This window comes from Sphingorhabdus pulchriflava, assembly GCF_003367235.1.
GTDB classification, from domain to species: domain Bacteria; phylum Pseudomonadota; class Alphaproteobacteria; order Sphingomonadales; family Sphingomonadaceae; genus Sphingorhabdus_B; species Sphingorhabdus_B pulchriflava.
Genome location: NZ_QRGP01000002.1, coordinates 608,363 through 626,312, shown reverse-complemented (window position 1 = coordinate 626,312; position 17,950 = coordinate 608,363). Strand labels below are relative to the sequence as shown.

19 protein-coding genes are annotated in these 17,950 nt (G+C 57.9%); 11 read left to right on the top strand and 8 right to left on the bottom strand.

The features are described from left to right. The first annotated feature begins 2 nt into the window (after window positions 1-2). The 3 genes from DXH95_RS13890 (at window position 3) to DXH95_RS13880 (ending at window position 3,082) form a co-directional block, all read left to right on the top strand. Window positions 3-794 (top strand): SDR family oxidoreductase, encoded by a 792-nt coding sequence (locus DXH95_RS13890; RefSeq protein ID WP_115550096.1) that lies wholly within the window; start codon window positions 3-5, stop codon window positions 792-794. Beyond that, complete coding sequence (locus tag DXH95_RS13885; RefSeq protein WP_239016662.1) at window positions 791-1,915, top strand: serine hydrolase domain-containing protein; 1,125 nt, start codon at window positions 791-793, stop codon at window positions 1,913-1,915. The genes DXH95_RS13890 and DXH95_RS13885 overlap by 4 nt, the downstream gene beginning before the upstream one ends. 807 nt (window positions 1,916-2,722) lie before the next feature. Beyond that, window positions 2,723-3,082: a PilZ domain-containing protein gene (locus tag DXH95_RS13880; protein WP_115550095.1), complete on the top strand. Its 360-nt coding sequence runs from the start codon at window positions 2,723-2,725 to the stop codon at window positions 3,080-3,082. A gap of 176 nt (window positions 3,083-3,258) precedes the next feature. On the opposite strand, the gene DXH95_RS13875 is transcribed toward DXH95_RS13880, so the two are convergent. After that, window positions 3,259-4,134 (bottom strand): LysR substrate-binding domain-containing protein, encoded by an 876-nt coding sequence (locus DXH95_RS13875; protein ID WP_115550094.1) that lies wholly within the window; start codon window positions 4,132-4,134, stop codon window positions 3,259-3,261. 321 nt (window positions 4,135-4,455) lie between these two features. Here DXH95_RS13875 and DXH95_RS13870 point away from each other — a divergent pair, with 321 nt between their 5' ends. Together DXH95_RS13870 and DXH95_RS13865 are read left to right on the top strand one after the other, a co-directional pair. Then, window positions 4,456-6,756 carry a CDC48 family AAA ATPase gene (locus DXH95_RS13870; RefSeq protein WP_115550093.1) on the top strand — a complete coding sequence of 767 codons (2,301 nt, stop codon included), beginning with the start codon at window positions 4,456-4,458 and terminating at the stop codon, window positions 6,754-6,756. Window positions 6,757-6,845: 89 nt separating this feature from the next. Beyond that, the gene (locus DXH95_RS13865) at window positions 6,846-7,283 is read left to right on the top strand and encodes a hypothetical protein (RefSeq protein WP_115550092.1); all 438 of its coding nucleotides are present in this window, start codon (window positions 6,846-6,848) and stop codon (window positions 7,281-7,283) included. On the opposite strand, the gene DXH95_RS13860 is transcribed toward DXH95_RS13865, so the two are convergent. Further along, window positions 7,280-7,816: a TetR/AcrR family transcriptional regulator gene (locus DXH95_RS13860; RefSeq protein ID WP_115550091.1), complete on the bottom strand. Its 537-nt coding sequence runs from the start codon at window positions 7,814-7,816 to the stop codon at window positions 7,280-7,282. The two genes, DXH95_RS13865 and DXH95_RS13860, sit on opposite strands and share 4 nt — an antisense overlap. 91 nt (window positions 7,817-7,907) lie before the next feature. Between DXH95_RS13860 and DXH95_RS13855 the strand changes: the two genes are divergently transcribed. Continuing rightward, window positions 7,908-8,342 (top strand): hypothetical protein, encoded by a 435-nt coding sequence (locus tag DXH95_RS13855; RefSeq protein ID WP_115550090.1) that lies wholly within the window; start codon window positions 7,908-7,910, stop codon window positions 8,340-8,342. On the opposite strand, the gene DXH95_RS13850 is transcribed toward DXH95_RS13855, so the two are convergent. Both DXH95_RS13850 and DXH95_RS13845 read right to left on the bottom strand, forming a co-directional pair. Then, window positions 8,339-9,010, bottom strand: coding sequence for a glutathione S-transferase family protein (locus DXH95_RS13850; RefSeq protein WP_115550089.1), 672 nt, complete (start codon window positions 9,008-9,010; stop codon window positions 8,339-8,341). The two genes, DXH95_RS13855 and DXH95_RS13850, sit on opposite strands and share 4 nt — an antisense overlap. Before the next feature lie 78 nt (window positions 9,011-9,088). Next, a complete protein-coding gene (locus DXH95_RS13845) occupies window positions 9,089-9,298 on the bottom strand; it encodes a hypothetical protein (protein WP_115550088.1) in 210 nt (69 codons plus the stop codon). Window positions 9,299-9,496: 198 nt separating this feature from the next. Here DXH95_RS13845 and DXH95_RS13840 point away from each other — a divergent pair, with 198 nt between their 5' ends. The 5 genes from DXH95_RS13840 to DXH95_RS13820 all read left to right on the top strand — a co-directional run bounded on the left by DXH95_RS13840 (window position 9,497) and on the right by DXH95_RS13820 (window position 14,633). Beyond that, a complete protein-coding gene (locus tag DXH95_RS13840) occupies window positions 9,497-9,697 on the top strand; it encodes a hypothetical protein (RefSeq protein ID WP_115550087.1) in 201 nt (66 codons plus the stop codon). Window positions 9,698-9,708: 11 nt separating this feature from the next. After that, window positions 9,709-11,031 carry a PQQ-dependent sugar dehydrogenase gene (locus tag DXH95_RS13835; RefSeq protein WP_115550086.1) on the top strand — a complete coding sequence of 441 codons (1,323 nt, stop codon included), beginning with the start codon at window positions 9,709-9,711 and terminating at the stop codon, window positions 11,029-11,031. Between the two features lie 69 nt (window positions 11,032-11,100). Then, entirely contained in the window at window positions 11,101-12,525 is a 1,425-nt protein-coding gene (locus DXH95_RS13830) for a DUF1800 domain-containing protein (RefSeq protein ID WP_115550085.1), read from the top strand. Window positions 12,526-12,529: 4 nt separating this feature from the next. Then, window positions 12,530-13,654, top strand: a complete 1,125-nt coding sequence (locus tag DXH95_RS13825) for a DUF1501 domain-containing protein (protein ID WP_115550084.1) — start codon at window positions 12,530-12,532, stop codon at window positions 13,652-13,654. Window positions 13,655-13,730: 76 nt separating this feature from the next. Further along, window positions 13,731-14,633 (top strand): aspartyl protease family protein, encoded by a 903-nt coding sequence (locus DXH95_RS13820; RefSeq protein ID WP_239016661.1) that lies wholly within the window; start codon window positions 13,731-13,733, stop codon window positions 14,631-14,633. On the opposite strand, the gene DXH95_RS13815 is transcribed toward DXH95_RS13820, so the two are convergent. The 4 genes from DXH95_RS13815 to DXH95_RS13800 are packed head-to-tail and all read right to left on the bottom strand — an operon-like array spanning window position 14,630 to window position 17,897. Beyond that, window positions 14,630-15,538, bottom strand: a complete 909-nt coding sequence (locus DXH95_RS13815; RefSeq protein WP_239016660.1) for an oxygenase MpaB family protein — start codon at window positions 15,536-15,538, stop codon at window positions 14,630-14,632. The genes DXH95_RS13820 and DXH95_RS13815 overlap by 4 nt on opposite strands. Before the next feature lie 51 nt (window positions 15,539-15,589). After that, entirely contained in the window at window positions 15,590-16,732 is a 1,143-nt protein-coding gene (locus DXH95_RS13810) for a serine hydrolase domain-containing protein (RefSeq protein ID WP_115550083.1), read from the bottom strand. 24 nt (window positions 16,733-16,756) lie between these two features. Beyond that, complete coding sequence (gene xth, locus DXH95_RS13805; protein WP_115550082.1) at window positions 16,757-17,530, bottom strand: exodeoxyribonuclease III; 774 nt, start codon at window positions 17,528-17,530, stop codon at window positions 16,757-16,759. A 31-nt stretch (window positions 17,531-17,561) separates the two neighbouring features. Beyond that, complete coding sequence (locus DXH95_RS13800) at window positions 17,562-17,897, bottom strand: HesB/IscA family protein (protein WP_115550081.1); 336 nt, start codon at window positions 17,895-17,897, stop codon at window positions 17,562-17,564. Between the last annotated feature and the right edge of the window lie 53 nt (window positions 17,898-17,950).

Sequence of the window (17,950 nt, the reverse complement as noted above, 5' to 3'; positions counted from 1 at the left end):
TCATGGACTTGCAGAAACTTTTCAGCCTTGAAGGCCGTGTCGCGCTCGTCACCGGTGGTTCCAAGAATCTCGGCCGCCATATGGCCGAAGGCTTCATCGCCGCTGGTGCCAAGGTCTATATCAGCTCGCGCAAAGCGGACGCCTGTGAAGCAACAGCAGCCGAACTGGGCCCCAACTGCATTCCGCTGCCAATGGATGTCTCGTCGGTTGAGGGCTGCAAGGCGTTGGCGGCTGCATTCGCCGAACGCGAGTCGAAACTCGATATCCTGGTCAACAACGCAGGAGCCGCCTGGGGCGCACCGTTCGAGGAATTCCCTGAAGCGGGCTGGGACAAGGTCATGGACCTCAATGTCAAGGGCCCCTTCTTCCTGACGCAGGCGTTATACCCGCTGCTGAAGGCTGCGGCGACCAAGGCGCATCCGGCGAAGGTTATCAATATCGGCTCAATCGACGGTATCCGTCTCAACCCCTGGGAAACCTATAGCTATCACGCATCCAAGTCGGCGATCCTGTATCTTACAAAACGCATGGCTGCGCGGTTGGTTCAGGATCAGATCAATGTCACTGCGATCGCCCCGGGTGCCTTTGCCTCTGATATGAACAAGGCAGCGCGCGACCATGGCGAAGCGGTCGCCAGCAACATCCCGAACAAGCGCATCGGCGTTGCCGAAGATATGGCGGCGGCGGCGATCTATCTTGCGTCAGATGCCGGCAACTATGTTATTGGCGATACTATCACCGTCGATGGCGGCGTGGCGCACGCCAATATCGGTTCACCGAGCATCGACGCGTGAGCGTCCACGGCGTTGCGGAGGGCAAATTTGCGGGCGTAAAGTCCGTGATGGAGGCCAGCCTCGCAAGTGGCGCCGATATCGGGGCTTCGTTCTGCGTAACCCGCGACGGTGAAACTGTGGTCGATATCTGGGGTGGGCATGCCAACCCTGATAAGACCAGCAGTTGGGATCGCGATACCATCGTCAACGTCTATTCGACGACCAAGACGATGGCAGCACTCACTGCGCTGCTGCTTGCCGACCGTGGTGTTTTCGACCTCCACGACCGGGTAGCAAAATTCTGGCCGGAATTTGCTGCCGAGGGCAAGGACGACGTCACCATTGCCCAACTGCTGAGCCATTCCGCCGGGCTTTCCGGTTGGAAGGAACCGCTACAACGTGAGGATCTCTATGACTGGTCCAAATGCGTTGATTTGCTCGCACAGCAAGCCCCGTTTTGGGCACCGGGTACTGCACCGGGCTATCATGCGCTGACCCAGGGCTATCTGGTCGGTGAAGTTGTGCGACGTGCAACGGGTAAAACCATCGGCACTGTTTTCCGTGAGGAAATTGCCGAGCCCTTGGGCGCTGATTTCCATATCGGCCTTCCGGCATCAGAAGACGGCAGGGTCGCAACACTGCAACCACCTCCCATTGCCGTTGCCGCGCAAGCGGCATCGGATCTGCAAAAGAATATGGCGACCAATCCCGGCATCGATGTCGGTGAAACCGCAAAAAGGGCATGGCGCGGGGCGGAAATTCCAGCAGCTGGCGGCACGGGCAATGCACGCTCAGTAGCGGAAATCCATGCCATCCTTGCAAATGGCGGCATGGCCAAGGGCAAGCGCTTCCTGTCAGAAGCCGGGTGTCGCCGCGCATTCGAATGTCAGGTTGAGGGCACCGATCTTGTCCTTGGCATCCCCGTGCGGTTCGGCATGGGTTTTGGCCTGCCAGGCGGCATGGTACCGTTGCCCAATCCCAATAGCTGCTATTGGGGTGGCTATGGTGGATCGATCGCTATCGTCGACATGGATGCACAGACGACATTCTCCTATGTGATGAACCGGATGGAGGGCACCACTACAGGCGATGCCCGGGGATTCGCGCTGGTCATGGCGACATGGCAGGCGATGGACGCGTAGATCTATAAGTGCAAAGGACGCAATTTAGGCCAGTTGCATTTCATGCAACTGGCCTTTTTCTTTTCGCAATTGCACAATGAACCCCCAATCGCCAAATGCGGGTCACCGAAAGCGAAACTTTCGAAACACATTCTGACCGGCGAGCATCTCCTCCTCCTCTCCCCCGCTCGCTGATCAAGACGAACGGCCTTCATGCACAGCGTGGAGGCCGTATTCGTTTGTGGCTTAATGTCGCAGCAGCGATGTATTATTTCTTCCCCGCGACATGCATCTTCTTGTTCTCCATTTTGTCCACCGCAAACCCCTCCGCCTGTGGATAAGTCGAAAGATTCGCATTGCCCGACTCAGGGTTCGATGAGACCTTTCAATTGTCAGGCAGGGAAGCCGGAAAGCGAAGCGGAACGGAAACGGAAAGCAGAGCGGAACGGGCGAACTGCCAGATACCTCGCCAGAGCGTTTCAGAAACGAAAGTGGAAGAAGCAGGAAAGCAGAGGTTGCTGCCGGACAACGAACGCCATGTGCGGGCCAAGGCCTCACCGCCAAAAGCCAACGCCGGGCAGGATACCGAAAGCAGTCAGGCAAACTGGCGACCCTTCGGGGCCGCCAGCGAGCCGGACGCCGGAAAGCGGAAAGAATGGCCCTAGTGGCCAAGGACTTCCAAGATCAGGCGCAGTGGGCGCTGGTAGCAATACCAGCGCCCATTTATTTTGGGGTAAGACCAAAAACTGGCTCGTTAAGAGATTTTCCGTCAACTTGAAACGGAAGGCCTAACCAATTCTTCACCGCCGTTATGCTATCCGGTATGCGATGATGAATCCCAAACCCTTTGGCAAATTGGGCAATCGCAAAATGGCGCGGCTGGCGACAGAAATAGACGCCGGAATGGTGCTGCTCGAGCGATCCGAGCGCTGCAGCTTGGAAAACATCTCCCGCACTGGCTGCCGTCTGCAGCTTAGCGAACCGCCGCGCATTGGCGCGACTGTGCTGATCCGCGTCGAACGGATCGAGGCCATGGGTATCGTGGCTTGGGTTCGTGGTAATCGATGCGGGGTCAGGTTTCCTGACCCTCTGGCGATCCGGGAATTTGAGCGCGTCCGCTGGATTGTCGAACATGCCACAGCACATGAGCATAACAGTCTGGCCCACGCTACGGCGGTTTGGCGATAATCGCGGCGATACCCCCCAGCAAATTTCGGAATCATTTGGTCTGCGTGACGGGCGTCACGCGTTTCATTCCGATTCACATGCCAATTACGGGTTGCGACCCGGTTGGCAAGGTTCTCCCTATGCCAACATCCTGCCGAGGGCAGGGGAACACACCCCCCTGCTTCTCGGCTTTTTCTTCAGACCCCGGATTTTAACAGCCAGTCGTGGAAGATACGCACCGCGCGTTGCTTGAGCGCACGGGGTCGGCAGACAAACCAATAGCTGTAAGGGCTTTCGACCTCTAAATCGAAAAGGCGGACCAGTCTTGGGTCTTTGGCGTCGGAGAAATGGCTGCCGTGCATGATGGCGACGCCCAGCCCATTGGCTGCCGCCTCCAGCATGAGCGGCCCGCTATCGATATGGTCAATGGCAGCAGGCTTCAACTTGGGTTCGCCCACCGCCACCCGCCAAGCATCGAAAATCAGCGGCATATCGCTGTGCACCAAAACGGTCTGGTTTTTCAGATCAGCAGGCTTTTTCAATGATTGTTCGCGCGCCGCAGTTTCGGATGCGATGGCATAGACATTGTTGCGATCAAGCCGCACCGCATATAGTCGGGGATCAACCTGATCGGCTATGATAATCGCGGCATCGACCACATCACCCAACAGATTTTCAGCATGTGCCGAGGTATCGACGTCGATGTGCAATTTGGGAAACAGCTTGCGCAGTTCCGGCAGTTTCGGGATCAACCGTTGGGATCCGAACAGCGGCAGCACGCCGAGTCGCAAGCGGTATTCGCCCCCCTGCCCAGCCAATTCGTCCACAGCATCCGCCATGGCGTCAAGGGCGGGCTCGATCGCGATAAGCAACGCTTGCCCATCTGCGTTCAGGACCATCGCTTGCGCCTTTCGGTCAAACAGCGGTTTGCCCATAAAATCTTCAAGCGCCTTTACCCGCCTGCTGAGAGCCGGCGGCGAGAGTGACAATTCACTGGCTGCTGCTTTGGCCGAACCCAGCTTGGCAATTCGGACAAAGGCTTCCAGCGACCGCAAGGGTGGCAATCGACGCATGGGGAGGACTCTCTACTTTGTGCGACGCAATATTTTTCAGAAAATGTGTAATTTTCGTGAATCGCGCCTGTTTTGGTTGAGTTGAAAGCTAATTCGGATTGCAAAAACTGCAACCACTTTTTTATTCTTCGCACTTGCACAAAAAATGGTTTCGGGTCAGAAAGAGCATGCCTAACAGGCATCCTCTCCTAAAGACTTTTTCAGGCCGACGTTCGCGTCGGCCTTTTTTTATGCATTCCGGGTGCGAGAAGCCAAGCATTGCCCCCGCCATTCCAACACCCTATCTTGAAAATCATGGGCTTGGTGCAAAGGTAGGGTCGGATGGCAAAACAGAAATCCGCAAAATTGCAGGTGGCCAATGCGCGGCCTGAAGATTCAGGCCGTGGCCTAGCCCGCCTTTCCCGCGAGTTCATGGCTCTCCATGGGCTGCAGCAGGGCGATGTGATCGAAATCGCCGGCAAAAGAACAACCGCCGCGCGCGCAGTCGACCCCTATCCTGAGGATGAAGGGCTGGAACTGGTCCGCCTCGATGGCCTGCAGCGCGCCAATGCTGGCGTCGGCGCCGGCGAACAGGTCGAAGTTCGCAAGACTGATTCTGTCGCCGCAAAACGCGTGATTTTCGCCCCTGCACAAAAAGAAATTCGGTTGGAGGGAACGGGAGATGCCCTGAAACGGAATTTTGTCGGGCGTGTGTTTGTCGCCGGCGATGTCGTCGCAACGCATGGGCAACAACGCGTTGCCCCCGATGACATGCCGCCGCAGTTGCGCCAGATGCTGGCTGCGCCTGCTTTTGCGCTTGCCGAAATCCGGCTGACGGTTGTTTCGACAACGCCCAAGGGAATCGTGCACATCGACGCCGATACCGAAGTCGAAATGCGCGCGGAATTTACGGAAGTCGGCGAAGCGCGCCGTGCCGATGTGACCTATGACGACATTGGTGGCATGTCGGACACCATCCGCCAATTGCGGGAAATGGTCGAGCTTCCCTTGCGCTATCCCGAATTGTTCACCCGGCTTGGCGTCGATCCACCGCGCGGCGTTTTGCTGCATGGGCCGCCAGGAACCGGAAAAACCAGGTTGGCACGCGCTGTGGCGAACGAGAGCGAAGCCGAATTCTTCGTCGTCAACGGTCCCGAAATCATGGGCTCCGCTTACGGTGAATCCGAAAAGAAACTGCGGGAGATATTTGCCGCAGCAACCAAGGCCGCACCCTCGATCCTGTTCATCGATGAAATCGATTCGATCGCACCGTCGCGCGACAAGGTGCATGGCGAAGCCGAAAAGCGCCTGGTTGCGCAATTGCTGACGCTGATGGACGGGCTGGAGCCGCGGACCAACCTGGTCGTGATCGCAGCGACCAACCGCCCCGAGGCGATTGACGAAGCGTTGCGGCGCCCCGGCCGGTTTGATCGCGAGATCATTGTTGGCGTACCCGACGAGAGCGGACGGCGCGAAATCCTGGCGATCCACACGCGTGGCATGCCGCTGGGTGCGCGGGTCGACCTCAAAGAATTGGCGCGCACCACCTATGGCTTTGTTGGTGCCGACCTGTCGGCGCTCACACGCGAGGCGGCAATTGAAGCTGTGCGCCGAATTATGCCGAAGCTGGATTTGGCCAGCCAAACTATTCCGCCCGAAGTGCTCGAAAATCTGAAGGTGACGCGCGACGACTTTCTGGAGGCACTAAAACGGGTTCAGCCTTCGGCGATGCGCGAGGTGATGGTGCAGGCCCCCGATGTGCGCTGGGAAGATGTTGGCGGGCTCGACGAAGCGCAGGCCAAGTTGAAAGAGGGCATCGAACTTCCCTTGAGAAACCCCGATGCGTTTCGTCGGTTGGGCATTCGCCCGGCCAAGGGCTTTCTACTCTATGGCCCGCCGGGGACGGGTAAGACCTTGCTTGCCAAGGCGGTTGCGCGCGAAAGCGAGGCCAATTTCATCGCCACAAAATCCTCTGATTTGCTCAGCAAATGGTATGGCGAGAGCGAGCAGCAGATTGCCCGCCTGTTCGCCCGCGCGCGGCAGGTGGCACCGACGATTATCTTCATCGATGAAATCGACAGTCTGGCGCCTGCGCGGGGCAAGGGCATGGGTGAACCACAAGCGACCGAACGTGTGGTCAACACCTTGCTCGCCGAAATGGACGGACTGGAAGAGCTGCAATCGGTCGTCGTGATCGGCGCGACGAATCGGCCCACCCTGATGGACGCCGCGCTGTTGCGGCCGGGCCGGTTCGACGAGTTGGTCTATGTCACCGTGCCCGACAAAGGCGGGCGACGGCGGATATTGGGCATACACACATCGAAAATGCCACTCGGCAAGGATGTCGACCTCGACGAAATCGCCGAGCGCACCGACCGCTACACCGGTGCGGATTTGGAAGACCTTGTCCGTCGCGCCGGTCTGTTCGCGCTCCGCGAGGATGGTAGCGACGCAAATGAAGTGCGCATGAGCCATTTCAGCCAAGCCCTGAATGCGAGCCGTGCCACGGTCTCCCCTGAAATGGAGGAGGAATACCGCACGATGGAAACCAAGCTCAAACAAGCCGCGCTCGTTCCCGAAGGCATGGGGTTTGTCAGTCCTGGCATGGTGAAACCAGTGAAAGCCAGCAAACACGAGCCATAACCGGATTACAATGTACTAGGTCCGCAGTAGCGTAGCTTTGCTGCGGGATGCCATTAGATTGCCCTCATGACTTGCATCGAGACTATCGCATGAAGCTGTCCACATCGCTCTTCCTAAGCGCAGGTCTGGCGCTGCTGATGGCGATTGCTCCGGTACTTTTGACTTTTATCGCCGCTGGAATCGCGCAAGCATATGGGTGCCAACTCGACGAAGGCTCGGCGCATAAGTGCATCATTGCAGGGCGCGATTATGGCGAGACTCTCTACACCATGGGTGTTGCATTTTGGATGTTTATCCTGACCGCGCTCTATTTGCCGGTGGCAGTTGCCTTCGCTGTAGCAGGCTTCATCAATTTGGTGCGCGGACGCGAAGATCCATCCAAGAACAGCAAGACAGGTTGGATATTCTGGCTGCTGGTAATGGCGGCATTGCTGTTCCCGATCCTTGGGCTTCAGTCGCTATTACTTGCCGGGATTGCTGCCGCTCTTTTCTGGTACCGCAAAAAGAATTCAGAACCTGTCGGCTAGCTCAAGCTCCTCTCAACAACCGCGCGCAAACCAATTGCGCGGACCAGCACCATCCCCTCGATCCGCACCAGCAATTTTGCCGCGTCACGCGCGCGCGTTTCGGGATCGGGCGCCGCCAGTTGTGCTTCCCCCCATTCCAGAAAGCCGTGACCTATTGCAGCGGCAATCGGTGTGTAGAGCGGATCCCCTCTTCCCGCGCGACTAGCCAGTTCGAGCCAGACGCACATATAGGGCCAGAAACGGTCTTCGAACAGAAATGCTGATAGGCGTTGCGAAAGCGCATCTAGCGACAACGGCTCGGGCGACACATGCTCCGACATGGCAGCCACCATCCGCGCCGCAATGCATTGTAGCGTCGCCGCGATAATTTCCGACTTGTCGGGAAAATAATAAAGCAACATCCGGTCGCTCGTCCCCGCAGCCTTGGCCAAAGGGCGCAGGCTGGCGGTGACAAGGCCGTGCGCCAGCACATGGTCCGCCAGCTTGTCGACCAGCGCCAGTCGGCGGACATCAGATTTACTCGGGCTTTCCACAGTTTCGCCTTAGATACAAAAAGGTCTTGTAGCGACCGCTACATTAATGTAGCATATGCTACATAGAAAATCGAATGCGAAAGGATATAGCATGAACAGGTTCTGGCAGAATTGGCTGACTATTTGGGCAGCAGGCGTCACCATTTTCGGGCTTGTTCTGGCAGGTGGAGCCTTTGCTGCGACCGACGGACTGACGCGCATGTTATTCGAGCTTTTCGGAATGCCGATTCCGGCACAGCCCGATGCCCATCACCGCTTTGCGATTGGCTTGATGGGCGCTGTAACGATGGGTTGGGGGCTGACCTATTTCGCAACCTTCAAGGCATTACACGCGCTGCAATCCGACCATGCCGCCCCTGCATGGCGCTTCATCCTTTTCGCGAGCTTTGTCTGGTACGCTATCGATTCATGGATTTCGGTCGCAACCGGATTCTGGATGAATGCGGTTTCGAATACGTTGTTGCTTGTGATGCTGCTTATTCCGCTGTTGGGCAGCGGAATGTTGAGCGGTAAAGGGAAAGCCTAAAAATCAACCTGCTCATAATAAGATGGGGGCGTAATCGCCTCCATCCGTTCCGACAGCAGAGGGCGAAAACTGGGGCGTGATTTGAACATCGAGTACCAAGCCTTAGTCTGTTCATGACCGCTCCAGTCAATGCCACCGAGATAGTCGGCAACCGAAAGCTGTGCCGCGGCCGCAAGATCGGCCATACTCATCGTGCTGCCTGCCATCCAGGAACGGTGATCAATCAGATAGTCGATATAGTCGAGATGCCCGTTGGCCAGCCGCATCGCCTCTCGCAGAACAGAACTGTCGGGCGGCTGACGGTGCACGAGCCGCTTCTTCATCCGTTCGTGCAGCAACGGTGCTGTGACATCGCCGTAAAATTGTTGATCGAACCAAGCGACCAGACGGCGGATTTCAGCACGATAGGTGGCAGAGCCGCTGATCATCGGCGCTGTATCGCTCGTTTCCTCAATGAATTCTGTAATCGCGACCGAATCCGATAACGTCAGATTGCGCGCACTATCCACCAATACGGGCGTCCGCGCAGCTGGGTTCATATGCAGAAATTCGTCGCGATATTCCCACGGATTTTCACGGACGAGGCTGTAGGCAATGCCTTTTTCGCCCATAAGCAGGCGAACCTTGCGAGAGAATGGACAAAGGGGGAATTGCAGAAGCTGCCACATGGCCGCTCTGTTAGGCAGTTTGTTTCTGAAAGGGAAGAGCGCTGATGGCCACCTTACCGAAGCAAGATGGCCATAGCGTCAATGCACTGTGCCGAGTGTGGTCTCAAGACTCAGCAGCACCACCAGCCGTTCAATCTGGCGCCAGCGACAATAGTGCAGATGATTGCCGATGTTGCGGCTTGCTTCCGCCCTCTCTGCCGCTTCAAGCCCGGCCTCCCGACCGAAGCGGGCGATGAGCGCCTCTGCTTCATTGACATCGTGCGGTTGGACATAAAGCGGAAAATACATGGCGGAGCGTGCGACCTTTTTAAGTGTTTGATCGCAAGCGAACCGGGGTGAGGCTCGCCTGCCCGAACCCTGATAATGAGCAGGCATGGAAGAAGGCTGACGGCCTTTGGTTACCCGATTGTTAGGTAGTTTTTCGAAAGGCGGTTAGGGAGTATATCCTGCTTGCTACGGCGCCCCTGTCGATGGCATTAGGGCGCGATGAACAGTCCCGAACCAAAACCGCTGCCCCAGGAAGACAAACCGCGCATGGCGGGCGGCATTTTCATTTTTCTTGGCCTTTTGATTGGCGTCATAGCTGGCGTCTATTTTAACGAGGCTTCAATCGGAATGATGTCCGGATTTGCGATCGGCAGCGCAATCGCGATTGCAGTCTGGCTGATGGATCGCCGCAAGGCTTAGGAGAGACTATAATGTGGAAACATATACTCGGCTTTACGGCCTTCGTCCTTTTGCTCGTGGGTGGCGGGCTGTGGTATATGTCTCGGCCCGACGAAGCCCGGGTTTCCATTGAGCGACTGACCGGACCAAAACCCGAAATCACTGAACCGCGTGAACAGCGCATCCCGACGGTCAGCATTGCGGAGGTCGACCGTTGGAAAGCAGGCGAAGCCCCAACCGCCGCTGACGGCTTGGTCGTGGAACGCTTTGCCGAGGATCTCGAACATCCGCGTAACATGTATGTGTTGCCCAATGGCGATGTGCTGGTGGCCGAAACCAATGCCCCTCCCGGGCGAATGGAAGGCATAGAAGGCTGGATTGCCGAATGGCTGTTCACCAAGGCTGGTGCTGGCGTGCCCTCAGCGAACCGTATTACCCTGTTGCGCGATACCGATGGCGATGGAAAGCCCGAACTGCGGAGCAAATTCCTTGAAGGGTTAAACTCACCCTTTGGCATGGTTCTGGTGGGAGACATCCTTTATGTCGCCAACACCGACGCCGTTCTGGCCTTTCCCTATAAGGATGGCGATACCCAAATCACGGCAAAGGGGAACAAGATCCTAGCGCTCAATGCTATGGCGCCCAACAACCATTGGACTCGCAACCTTGTTGCAAGTGCGGATGGGAAGAAGCTGTATATTGCGGTCGGATCGAACAGCAATATCGCCGAAAATGGTCTCGACAAAGAAGTCGGGCGTGCGCGGGTGATCGAACTTGACCTGGTCACTGGTAAAAGCGGTGCATACAGCTCGGGTCTTCGCAATCCCGTCGGTCTGGCATGGGACAGTTCAGGCGTTTTGTGGACTGTGGTCAATGAGCGTGACATGCTGGGGTCGGATCTCGTTCCAGACTATCTGGCAGTCGTTGAATTCGGTGCCGACTATGGCTGGCCGCACCATTATTGGGGCGGCTATACCGACCACCGCGTCCAGCCAGGCAAGCCCGAGAAACGGGAATATGAACGCCGACCGGACTATGCACTTGGCGCACATACCGCTCCCTTGGGACTGGCATTTGCCGACAAGGCGAAATTGGGCGAACGCTTTGCCAGCGGCGCTTTCATTGCTCGGCACGGTTCGTGGAACCGCAAGCCCAAGGCCGGATATGACGTCATCTTTGTGCCATTCAAAAATGGCCAACCGAGCGGAATGCCGGTCAATGTGCTGACAGGCTTCCTCGACAAAGCCGAAAAGGCACAGGGCCGCCCATCTATGGTTGCAATCGACAAGACCGGAGCACTTCTGGTCAGCGACGATGTCGGCAACATTATTTGGCGGGTGCGCGCGAAGGGTTAAGCAGCCTGCTGCGTTAAGGGCGTATTGCCCCATGTTGACCGGGGCGTCCTTTGCAAAGGAGAGCCCCCAATGGCTGTGGATGCTGCAATTGCTTTGAACCGCTTCGGGTTGGGGGCAATTCCCGGGATTCCGGTTGCCGCCAATCCGAAATATTCGCTGCTTGACCAGTTGGAGAAGTTTGACTCCACTCCCACCCCCATCGGCGCGCTACCGCCATCGCGCGAACTGGTGCTGGCGGTGCGCGAGCTTGGGATGGAGCGGCGTGAGCGCAAGTCAAAGGCCGCGACACAGGACGCGCAAGCTGAAACGGCCGAAAAGCAGCTCAATGGCTATCGCAAAGCGGTGCGTGACCAATATGTAAAGGCAGTCGACGCACGTATGGGCGTAGCGCTTGCTTCTACGAACAGCTTTGCTGAGCGGCTGGTGCATTTCTGGGCGAACCATTTCGCGCTGTCGATCGACAAAATAGCCATTGTCGGGCTTGCCGGAAGTTTCGAATTTGAGGCAATCCGGCCGCATATCCTTGGCAATCTTGCGGACCTTTTGCGCGCCTCGACCTGGCATCCGGCTATGTTGCTCTATCTCGACCAAGCCCAGTCAATCGGGCCCAACAGTCCGCTCGCCAAACGGGTTGGCGCGCGGAGCAACCGCGAGATTGGTTTGAACGAAAATCTGGCGCGCGAAATATTGGAGTTGCACACGCTAGGCGATCGCAGCGCCTATAGCCAAGCCGATGTCACCGAATTCGCTCGTGCGATGACCGGGTTGACGGTTGGAGGGCTCGGTCGAGCGCGCATTCAGAGGTTGGTCGGCAGCGATGCCAAACCTGGCGAGGCGATATTCGTCGAAGCGTTGCACGAACCCGGCACGCGCCGCATTGTCGGCCGCACATATGCGCAAAACGGTGCCAAGGCGTTGTCCGCAATCATTTCAGACCTTGCTCGACATCCCGCCACAGCGCGACATATAGCAATCAAACTGGCGCGGCATTTTATTGCCGACGATCCGCCGGCTTCGCTGGTGGCCAAGCTGGAAGCCAATTTCCTCAAAACCGGCGGTGACCTTCCGGCACTTTACCGCACGCTTGTCGAGGCACCCGAAAGCTGGGTGCCGCAGCAGGCCAAGTTCAAAAGCCCCTGGGAATGGACCATATCGGCCTTGCGCGCCCTTTCGATAACCGCAATTCCGGGCAAGGCACAGGCTGCGGTCGCACTGTTCAACCAGATGGGGCAGCCGGTGTGGAAACCCGGATCGCCCAAAGGCTATGGTGATATTACCGCTGACTGGGCTGGACCTGCAGGCCTGATGCGAAGGGTGGAAACGGCGGGGCGGTTTGCCAAACTGGCAGCCAACCGCGTCGATGCGCGCACTCTTGCTACGGCTATTCTACCGGGCTCTATGACAGCCACCACAGCCGAACATATCGCCCGTGCCGAAAGCCCCGAACAGGGTCTTGCGCTGCTGCTCGTGTCCCCAGAATTTTTGCGGAGATAATGTGATGATCGACCGTCGCAGACTGATCCTGTCCGGGCTTGCCGGAACCTCGCTGGCGCTCACTCCGCGCTTCGCCTTTGCCACAGCGGATACCGACCGGCGCTTCATATTTATCATCCAGCGTGGAGCAGCAGACGGGCTTGGCATATTGGCCCCGGTTGGCGACCCGGCATTCGCCTCGGCGCGGGGTGACCTCGCCGCCAATGCGTTGAGTGGTGCGAAACTGGACGGCCTGTTCGCCCTGCATCCGCAGATGACGGCAAGCGCAGCCCTGTTTCGGCAAAAGCAGGCGGCCTTTTATCACGCCATTGCCTCGGGCTATCGTGAGCGATCGCATTTCGACGGCCAAAATCTGCTCGAGACCGCTGGCACCCGGCCCTACGGTCGCGACGATGGCTGGATCAACCGACTGCTCGGCATGCTTCCAAAGACCGAGAGCAAAGCGCTGGCCTTGGCTACTGCGATCCCGCCAGCCTTGCGCGGCCCTGTCAGCGTCAGTAGCTACGCTCCCTCCCGCCTTCCCGACGCAGACGCCGCGTTGATGGAGCGCGTGGCGATGCTGTACGCCGAAGACGCCCAATTGGCGCCTTTATGGGCGAGCGCAGCGCAGACCGAAGCAATGGCTGGCGGTATCGACCCGAGCGCCGGTCGCGGTGGCGTTGCCGCAGGCAAGATGGTCGCCAGCCTTATGGCAGGTGCGGACGGCGCGCGCGTCGCAATGGTCGAAACCGGAGGCTGGGATACGCACATCAATCAGGAAGGACGGCTTGGAACGGCGCTAAAGGGGGTTGATGAAATGATCGAAACCTTATGCACCGAATTGGGCCAGGCGTGGAGCAAGACATTGGTTTTGGTGGCTACTGAATTCGGCCGAACGGTTCATGCAAATGGCACGCGTGGCACCGATCATGGCACCGCATCTGCCGCGATGTTGTTTGGTGGTGGTCTCTCGATAGGCGGTAAGATCGTTGCCGACTGGCCGGGGTTGGCTGACAGCCAGCTTTATGAAGGCCGTGACCTGAAGCCAACTACTCGGTTCGAATCGATGGTCATCGCTGCCCTTTCTTCGCATTATGGTATCGACCCCAAACAGCTTCAACGCACAGTTTTTCCTGATTTCCCGACATGAACTAGTTTCCTCAAGGAATTGACAGAGACATTCAATTCCATCACCGTATTAATACGATAATACGGAGAACCCCATTTTGTCCGAGTCCTTGTCAAAAGTCCTGTTGCTGGCGACCAGTCTGTTCGCTGCGACCACAGCGACCACTGCTTGCGCGCATACTACTACTCAAGATACCGATGTCTGTCGTGCCGACGCCGATGTTGACGCTCTATTCAAAGTGCCCTTTCGGGTAGTCGATGGTCGCATCTACGTCGATGTCATGGTCAATGAAAAAGGGCCTTTCGTATTTGCAATCGACACTGGCGCCAGCGGGCTGGGTCGCTCGGATGCCAGCCTAACAAAAACTCTCGCGCTGCCCATCACCAATGACGGCCTTTCAAGCGACGGTGTCGCAACTGCCAGCGTGGAAATGACACGATTTGATTCGCTCGAAATTGGCGGACTCCGACGCGACAATCTGGAAGTCATCACCCGCGACTATAGCAGCCGCCTCTCTGCTGAGGCCGCGATATCAGGTATTATTGGTCGTGACTTTTTCGCCGATGGCGTGCTGATTATCGATTATCCCGCAAAGACACTGTCATTCAGCCGGTCGATGGATCTGCCCGCAGATGATGCTCGGGTCGTCGCCTATGAACGACCGTTCCGTATCCCTGTCTCGATTGGCACTGTGGTAACCGAAGGCAATATGGATACGGGTGCGAATGTCGAATTTGTGATGCCCCAATCGCTGTTTGACAAAGTCGAAGCCGGGCCGGTGCAAGCCGCCGAAAATGCGACGCTGACCAATAGCAGTCTTGAGACGCAAACGGCGAAGGTACCGGGCCCATTCCGTTTTGGCGGGGCAGAGGTTTCGGACGTCAATGTACGCATTTCCGACCGTTTCCCGGAACTTCTAGTGGGTGCCCGCGTGCTGCAATACCACAGAATCCTAATTGACCAGCGATCGAAACGGATCGCTATCTGTCGACCGGGCTAAGCAGCAGCCAATTCGTTGTTGCGCAACAATCGCTGCTGCTCTGCTGGCTTCAAATAAAGGAAGTTGCTTGGCAGGCCCAAACGCAAACAGGCCCTTGCGGGCGGGGATTCAGGATCATGCTTGCGCTCCGCTGCTCGCGCTACCAGCTTGATGGCGATGCGGTCGGCAAAGGTCAGATCATATTCTCGGCCCAGTTCCAACCGGTCGCGCACCAGCGGCGGGAGGATTGAAACGGCGGCGCGCGCCAGTGCCCGGTGCAGGAAACGCGGGATTTGCGGTGCAGCTTTGCCCGACTGGATGATGTCGAGAAACTCCTTGTTGATTGGATGCGGTTCGAACCGTGGGGCCAGCTTTTCCATCATGGCGAAGAAATCGGCACGGCTGTTCACCTTGTTCTGCACGCCGTAAAGTTCGGCAACAGCGGTTCCTTCGTGATAGAAGCGCTCCTGATCCTCGACCGACAGAGGCGCAACAAAGCTGTCGTAAGCAGTCAGGAAGCCATAGCCTGCGGTCGCACTCACCCAGTCGAGCAGTTCCGGATCCTTGGCTGAATAGGAGATGCCGCCTGGGGTCTCCCCTTCAACCTTGGCATGCATGCGATTGACCCCTTCAATCACGCGGCGGGCAGCAGCCTGGGGCCCGTAAACACCGATCATCGCGGCATAGCCGGTCCTTTCGGAACGACCGATCGGGTCGACCTTGTAGATCGAATGGTCCCACACTCCCGAACGGATGCGCGGATCGGCAAATTCGAGCAGCACCGCCGCAACCCCGCCAATGCCCAGTGCAATCTGGTTCTTATATACACGCCAGGCGACCGAATCTGGCCCCAGAAAGGCAGGCGCACCAGCGGGCTGGCTGTAATCGAAGGGCGGAAGCGGCTTGCGGATCGGTGCGTTCATCATCGATCCCTCCTATGGATCGACTGATTTAATCGCGTGATTAAATGCAGCTTGTCAAGCTTCAATCCCGTAAGCCGTTCTTTCCAGCGCGCCAAAGAAACCCAAAGCGCCCGCATCGCCAAAGGGCGTGAGCTGGCTCATCATCACCCCGCCAACGCCATTTGCCGGATCTATCCAATAATAGCTGTTAAAGATACCAGCCCAGGCCAAGCTGCCGGGCGCGCGACCATTGGGGCCCTGCTCCGGATTGATTAGAAAGCCGAGGCCCCAGCCGGTGTGCTGGTCGGGGAAAGTGTCATAGGGTTGAGCGAGATCGGGCATCGCTGAACCCATAAAGCCTGCGCGCAGCGGCGCGACTTGGTTGCGCGCCATTTCAGCGACCGTTGCTTCTGCCAGCACACGATGTCCGTCCAACTCGCCACCGCGCAGCATCATGCGCACGAAGCGGCCATAATCATGCGCGGTCGACGACAGCCCGCCGCCGCCCATTTCGAATTCGCCGCCGCCAAGGAACATCGGCTGGATGGCGAGATCGCCCTCCGATGTGCGGGCATGCACCTTGGCTGCATCGTCGGGAAGTGCATCGAGAAATGCGGTCGATGACATGCCGAGTGGATCAAGCAGGTTGGATTGCAGATACTGACCGAGCCGCTTGCCCGATGCAGCCTCTACCGCCAGCCCGACCCAATCGGTCGCGACGCTATATTCCCAATTCTCTCCAGGATCGAACAGCAGCGGCATCTGTATCGAAGCAAGCGAACCCGGTGCCGGCATTCCGGTCGCGGCGAAATAGCGCAGCACTTCCGGGCGGATGAAAAAATAGCCGAGCCCCGCCGTGTGCGTCAGCAAATGGCGGAGCGTGATCGGGCGCGATGCAGGGCGCAATTGCGGTTCTCCGCTGTCGGAAAAACCGGTGAGCACTTGCGGATCCGCCAATTGCGGGAGCAGGTCGCCAATCGGTGCGTCCAGATCGAGTGCGCCGCTTTCCACCAGTTGCATAGCCCCTGCCGAAACGATCGCCTTGGTCATCGAGGCGATCTGAAAGACCGTGTCGACTTCCATCGGCGCACTGCTCGTGGCGTCGGCATGGCCGAATGCCTCGATCAGGCGAACGCCGTCGCGGTCCGCGATTAACGCTACTGCGCCCGGCAGTCCGGATTCGGCAAAGGCCGTTTCAAGCACCTGTCTGCTGGTCATAAATCCCCTCCCTTTTTTGTGATTTCAGTCGCCCAGCTCAATCCACGTCGGCGCGTGGTCGCTGGCCTTTTCACGCCCACGATGATCCTTGTCGACACCGCAAGCGTACAGCCGGTCTGCTGCAACCGGACTGAGCAGTAGATGGTCGATACGAAAACCATGATCCTGCTGCCAGGCGCCTGCCTGATAATCCCAATAGGTCCAGACGCGGCCTTGCGGATAGTGCGTCGCCAGCGCGTCGGTCCAGCCGTCGGCGAGCAAAGTGCGATAGGCCGCGATGCTTTCCGGCTGGCGCAGCGCATCGTCGAGAAGCGCTTTGGTCGACCAGATATCATGATCGTGCGGGATGACATTATAGTCGCCAGCAAGCACGACCGGCAGTTCAAGCGTAGCAAGCTTCGCCGCGTGCGCGCGCAACCGTTGCATCCATTTCAGCTTGTAATCGAATTTCGGCCCCGGCTGGGGGTTGCCATTGGGCAGGTAGATGCTGGCAACGCGGATGCCATGCACCTCTGCCTCAAGATAGCGCGACTGCTCATCCTCTGGGTCACCTGCCAAGCCGCGTTGAGTCTCGACCGGCTGGGCGTCACGCGCCAGGATGGCCACACCGTTGAAGCTTTTCTGCCCGTGCCAGATCGCACCATAGCCAAGACGTTCGAATTCGTCCGCCGGAAAGCCTTCGTCCTGCGTCTTGATTTCCTGCAGGCAGGCGATGTCGGGCCGGGTTTCGTCGAGCCATTCAAGCAGCCGCGGGAGCCGAGCCTTTATGCCGTTGATGTTATATGTAGCGATACGCATGCTGCGACCCTAGCGAGGGGTCAGCCGCGCATCAAACCGAAAAGCTGGATCCGCAACCGCAGCCTGACTGGGCGTTGGGATTGGTGACCTGAAAGCTTTTCCCGCCGAGCGATTCGATAAAATCGACCGCAGAGCCACGCACCAGATCGAGACTGACCGAATCGACCACCAGCTTGGCTTCGCCCGATTCGGCGATAACATCATCGGCTTCGACAGCGTCGGCAAGACCGAAACGGTACTGGAATCCGGAACAGCCACCACCTTCAACCGACAGCCGCAGCAAAGGTGCCTTGCCGAGTTTATGCGCGATTTCCGCTACGCGTTTCGCGGCATTTGGCAAAAGCTGGATGTCGGGAGCCATGGTCATGTCCTATATGTAGGGACAAACAAAAAGGGCGGCAAGGTGTCTCCACGATGCCA

What these genes read in the sequence shown, in the direction of transcription:
- DXH95_RS13890 (WP_115550096.1), top strand. Translation starts at nt 3, where the DNA reads ATGGACTTGCAGAAACTTTTCAGCCTTGAAGGCCGTGTCGCGCTCGTC.
- DXH95_RS13855 (WP_115550090.1), top strand. Translation starts at nt 7,908, where the DNA reads ATGAACAGGTTCTGGCAGAATTGGCTGACTATTTGGGCAGCAGGCGTC.
- DXH95_RS13835 (WP_115550086.1), top strand. Translation starts at nt 9,709, where the DNA reads ATGTGGAAACATATACTCGGCTTTACGGCCTTCGTCCTTTTGCTCGTG.
- DXH95_RS13800 (WP_115550081.1), bottom strand. Translation starts at nt 17,897, where the DNA reads ATGACCATGGCTCCCGACATCCAGCTTTTGCCAAATGCCGCGAAACGC.
- DXH95_RS13875 (WP_115550094.1), bottom strand. Translation starts at nt 4,134, where the DNA reads ATGCGTCGATTGCCACCCTTGCGGTCGCTGGAAGCCTTTGTCCGAATT.
- DXH95_RS13830 (WP_115550085.1), top strand. Translation starts at nt 11,101, where the DNA reads ATGGCTGTGGATGCTGCAATTGCTTTGAACCGCTTCGGGTTGGGGGCA.
- DXH95_RS13880 (WP_115550095.1), top strand. Translation starts at nt 2,723, where the DNA reads ATGATGAATCCCAAACCCTTTGGCAAATTGGGCAATCGCAAAATGGCG.
- DXH95_RS13850 (WP_115550089.1), bottom strand. Translation starts at nt 9,010, where the DNA reads ATGTGGCAGCTTCTGCAATTCCCCCTTTGTCCATTCTCTCGCAAGGTT.
- DXH95_RS13810 (WP_115550083.1), bottom strand. Translation starts at nt 16,732, where the DNA reads ATGACCAGCAGACAGGTGCTTGAAACGGCCTTTGCCGAATCCGGACTG.
- DXH95_RS13870 (WP_115550093.1), top strand. Translation starts at nt 4,456, where the DNA reads ATGGCAAAACAGAAATCCGCAAAATTGCAGGTGGCCAATGCGCGGCCT.
- DXH95_RS13815 (WP_239016660.1), bottom strand. Translation starts at nt 15,538, where the DNA reads ATGATGAACGCACCGATCCGCAAGCCGCTTCCGCCCTTCGATTACAGC.
- DXH95_RS13845 (WP_115550088.1), bottom strand. Translation starts at nt 9,298, where the DNA reads ATGTATTTTCCGCTTTATGTCCAACCGCACGATGTCAATGAAGCAGAG.
- xth (WP_115550082.1), bottom strand. Translation starts at nt 17,530, where the DNA reads ATGCGTATCGCTACATATAACATCAACGGCATAAAGGCTCGGCTCCCG.
- DXH95_RS13840 (WP_115550087.1), top strand. Translation starts at nt 9,497, where the DNA reads ATGAACAGTCCCGAACCAAAACCGCTGCCCCAGGAAGACAAACCGCGC.
- DXH95_RS13825 (WP_115550084.1), top strand. Translation starts at nt 12,530, where the DNA reads ATGATCGACCGTCGCAGACTGATCCTGTCCGGGCTTGCCGGAACCTCG.
- DXH95_RS13865 (WP_115550092.1), top strand. Translation starts at nt 6,846, where the DNA reads ATGAAGCTGTCCACATCGCTCTTCCTAAGCGCAGGTCTGGCGCTGCTG.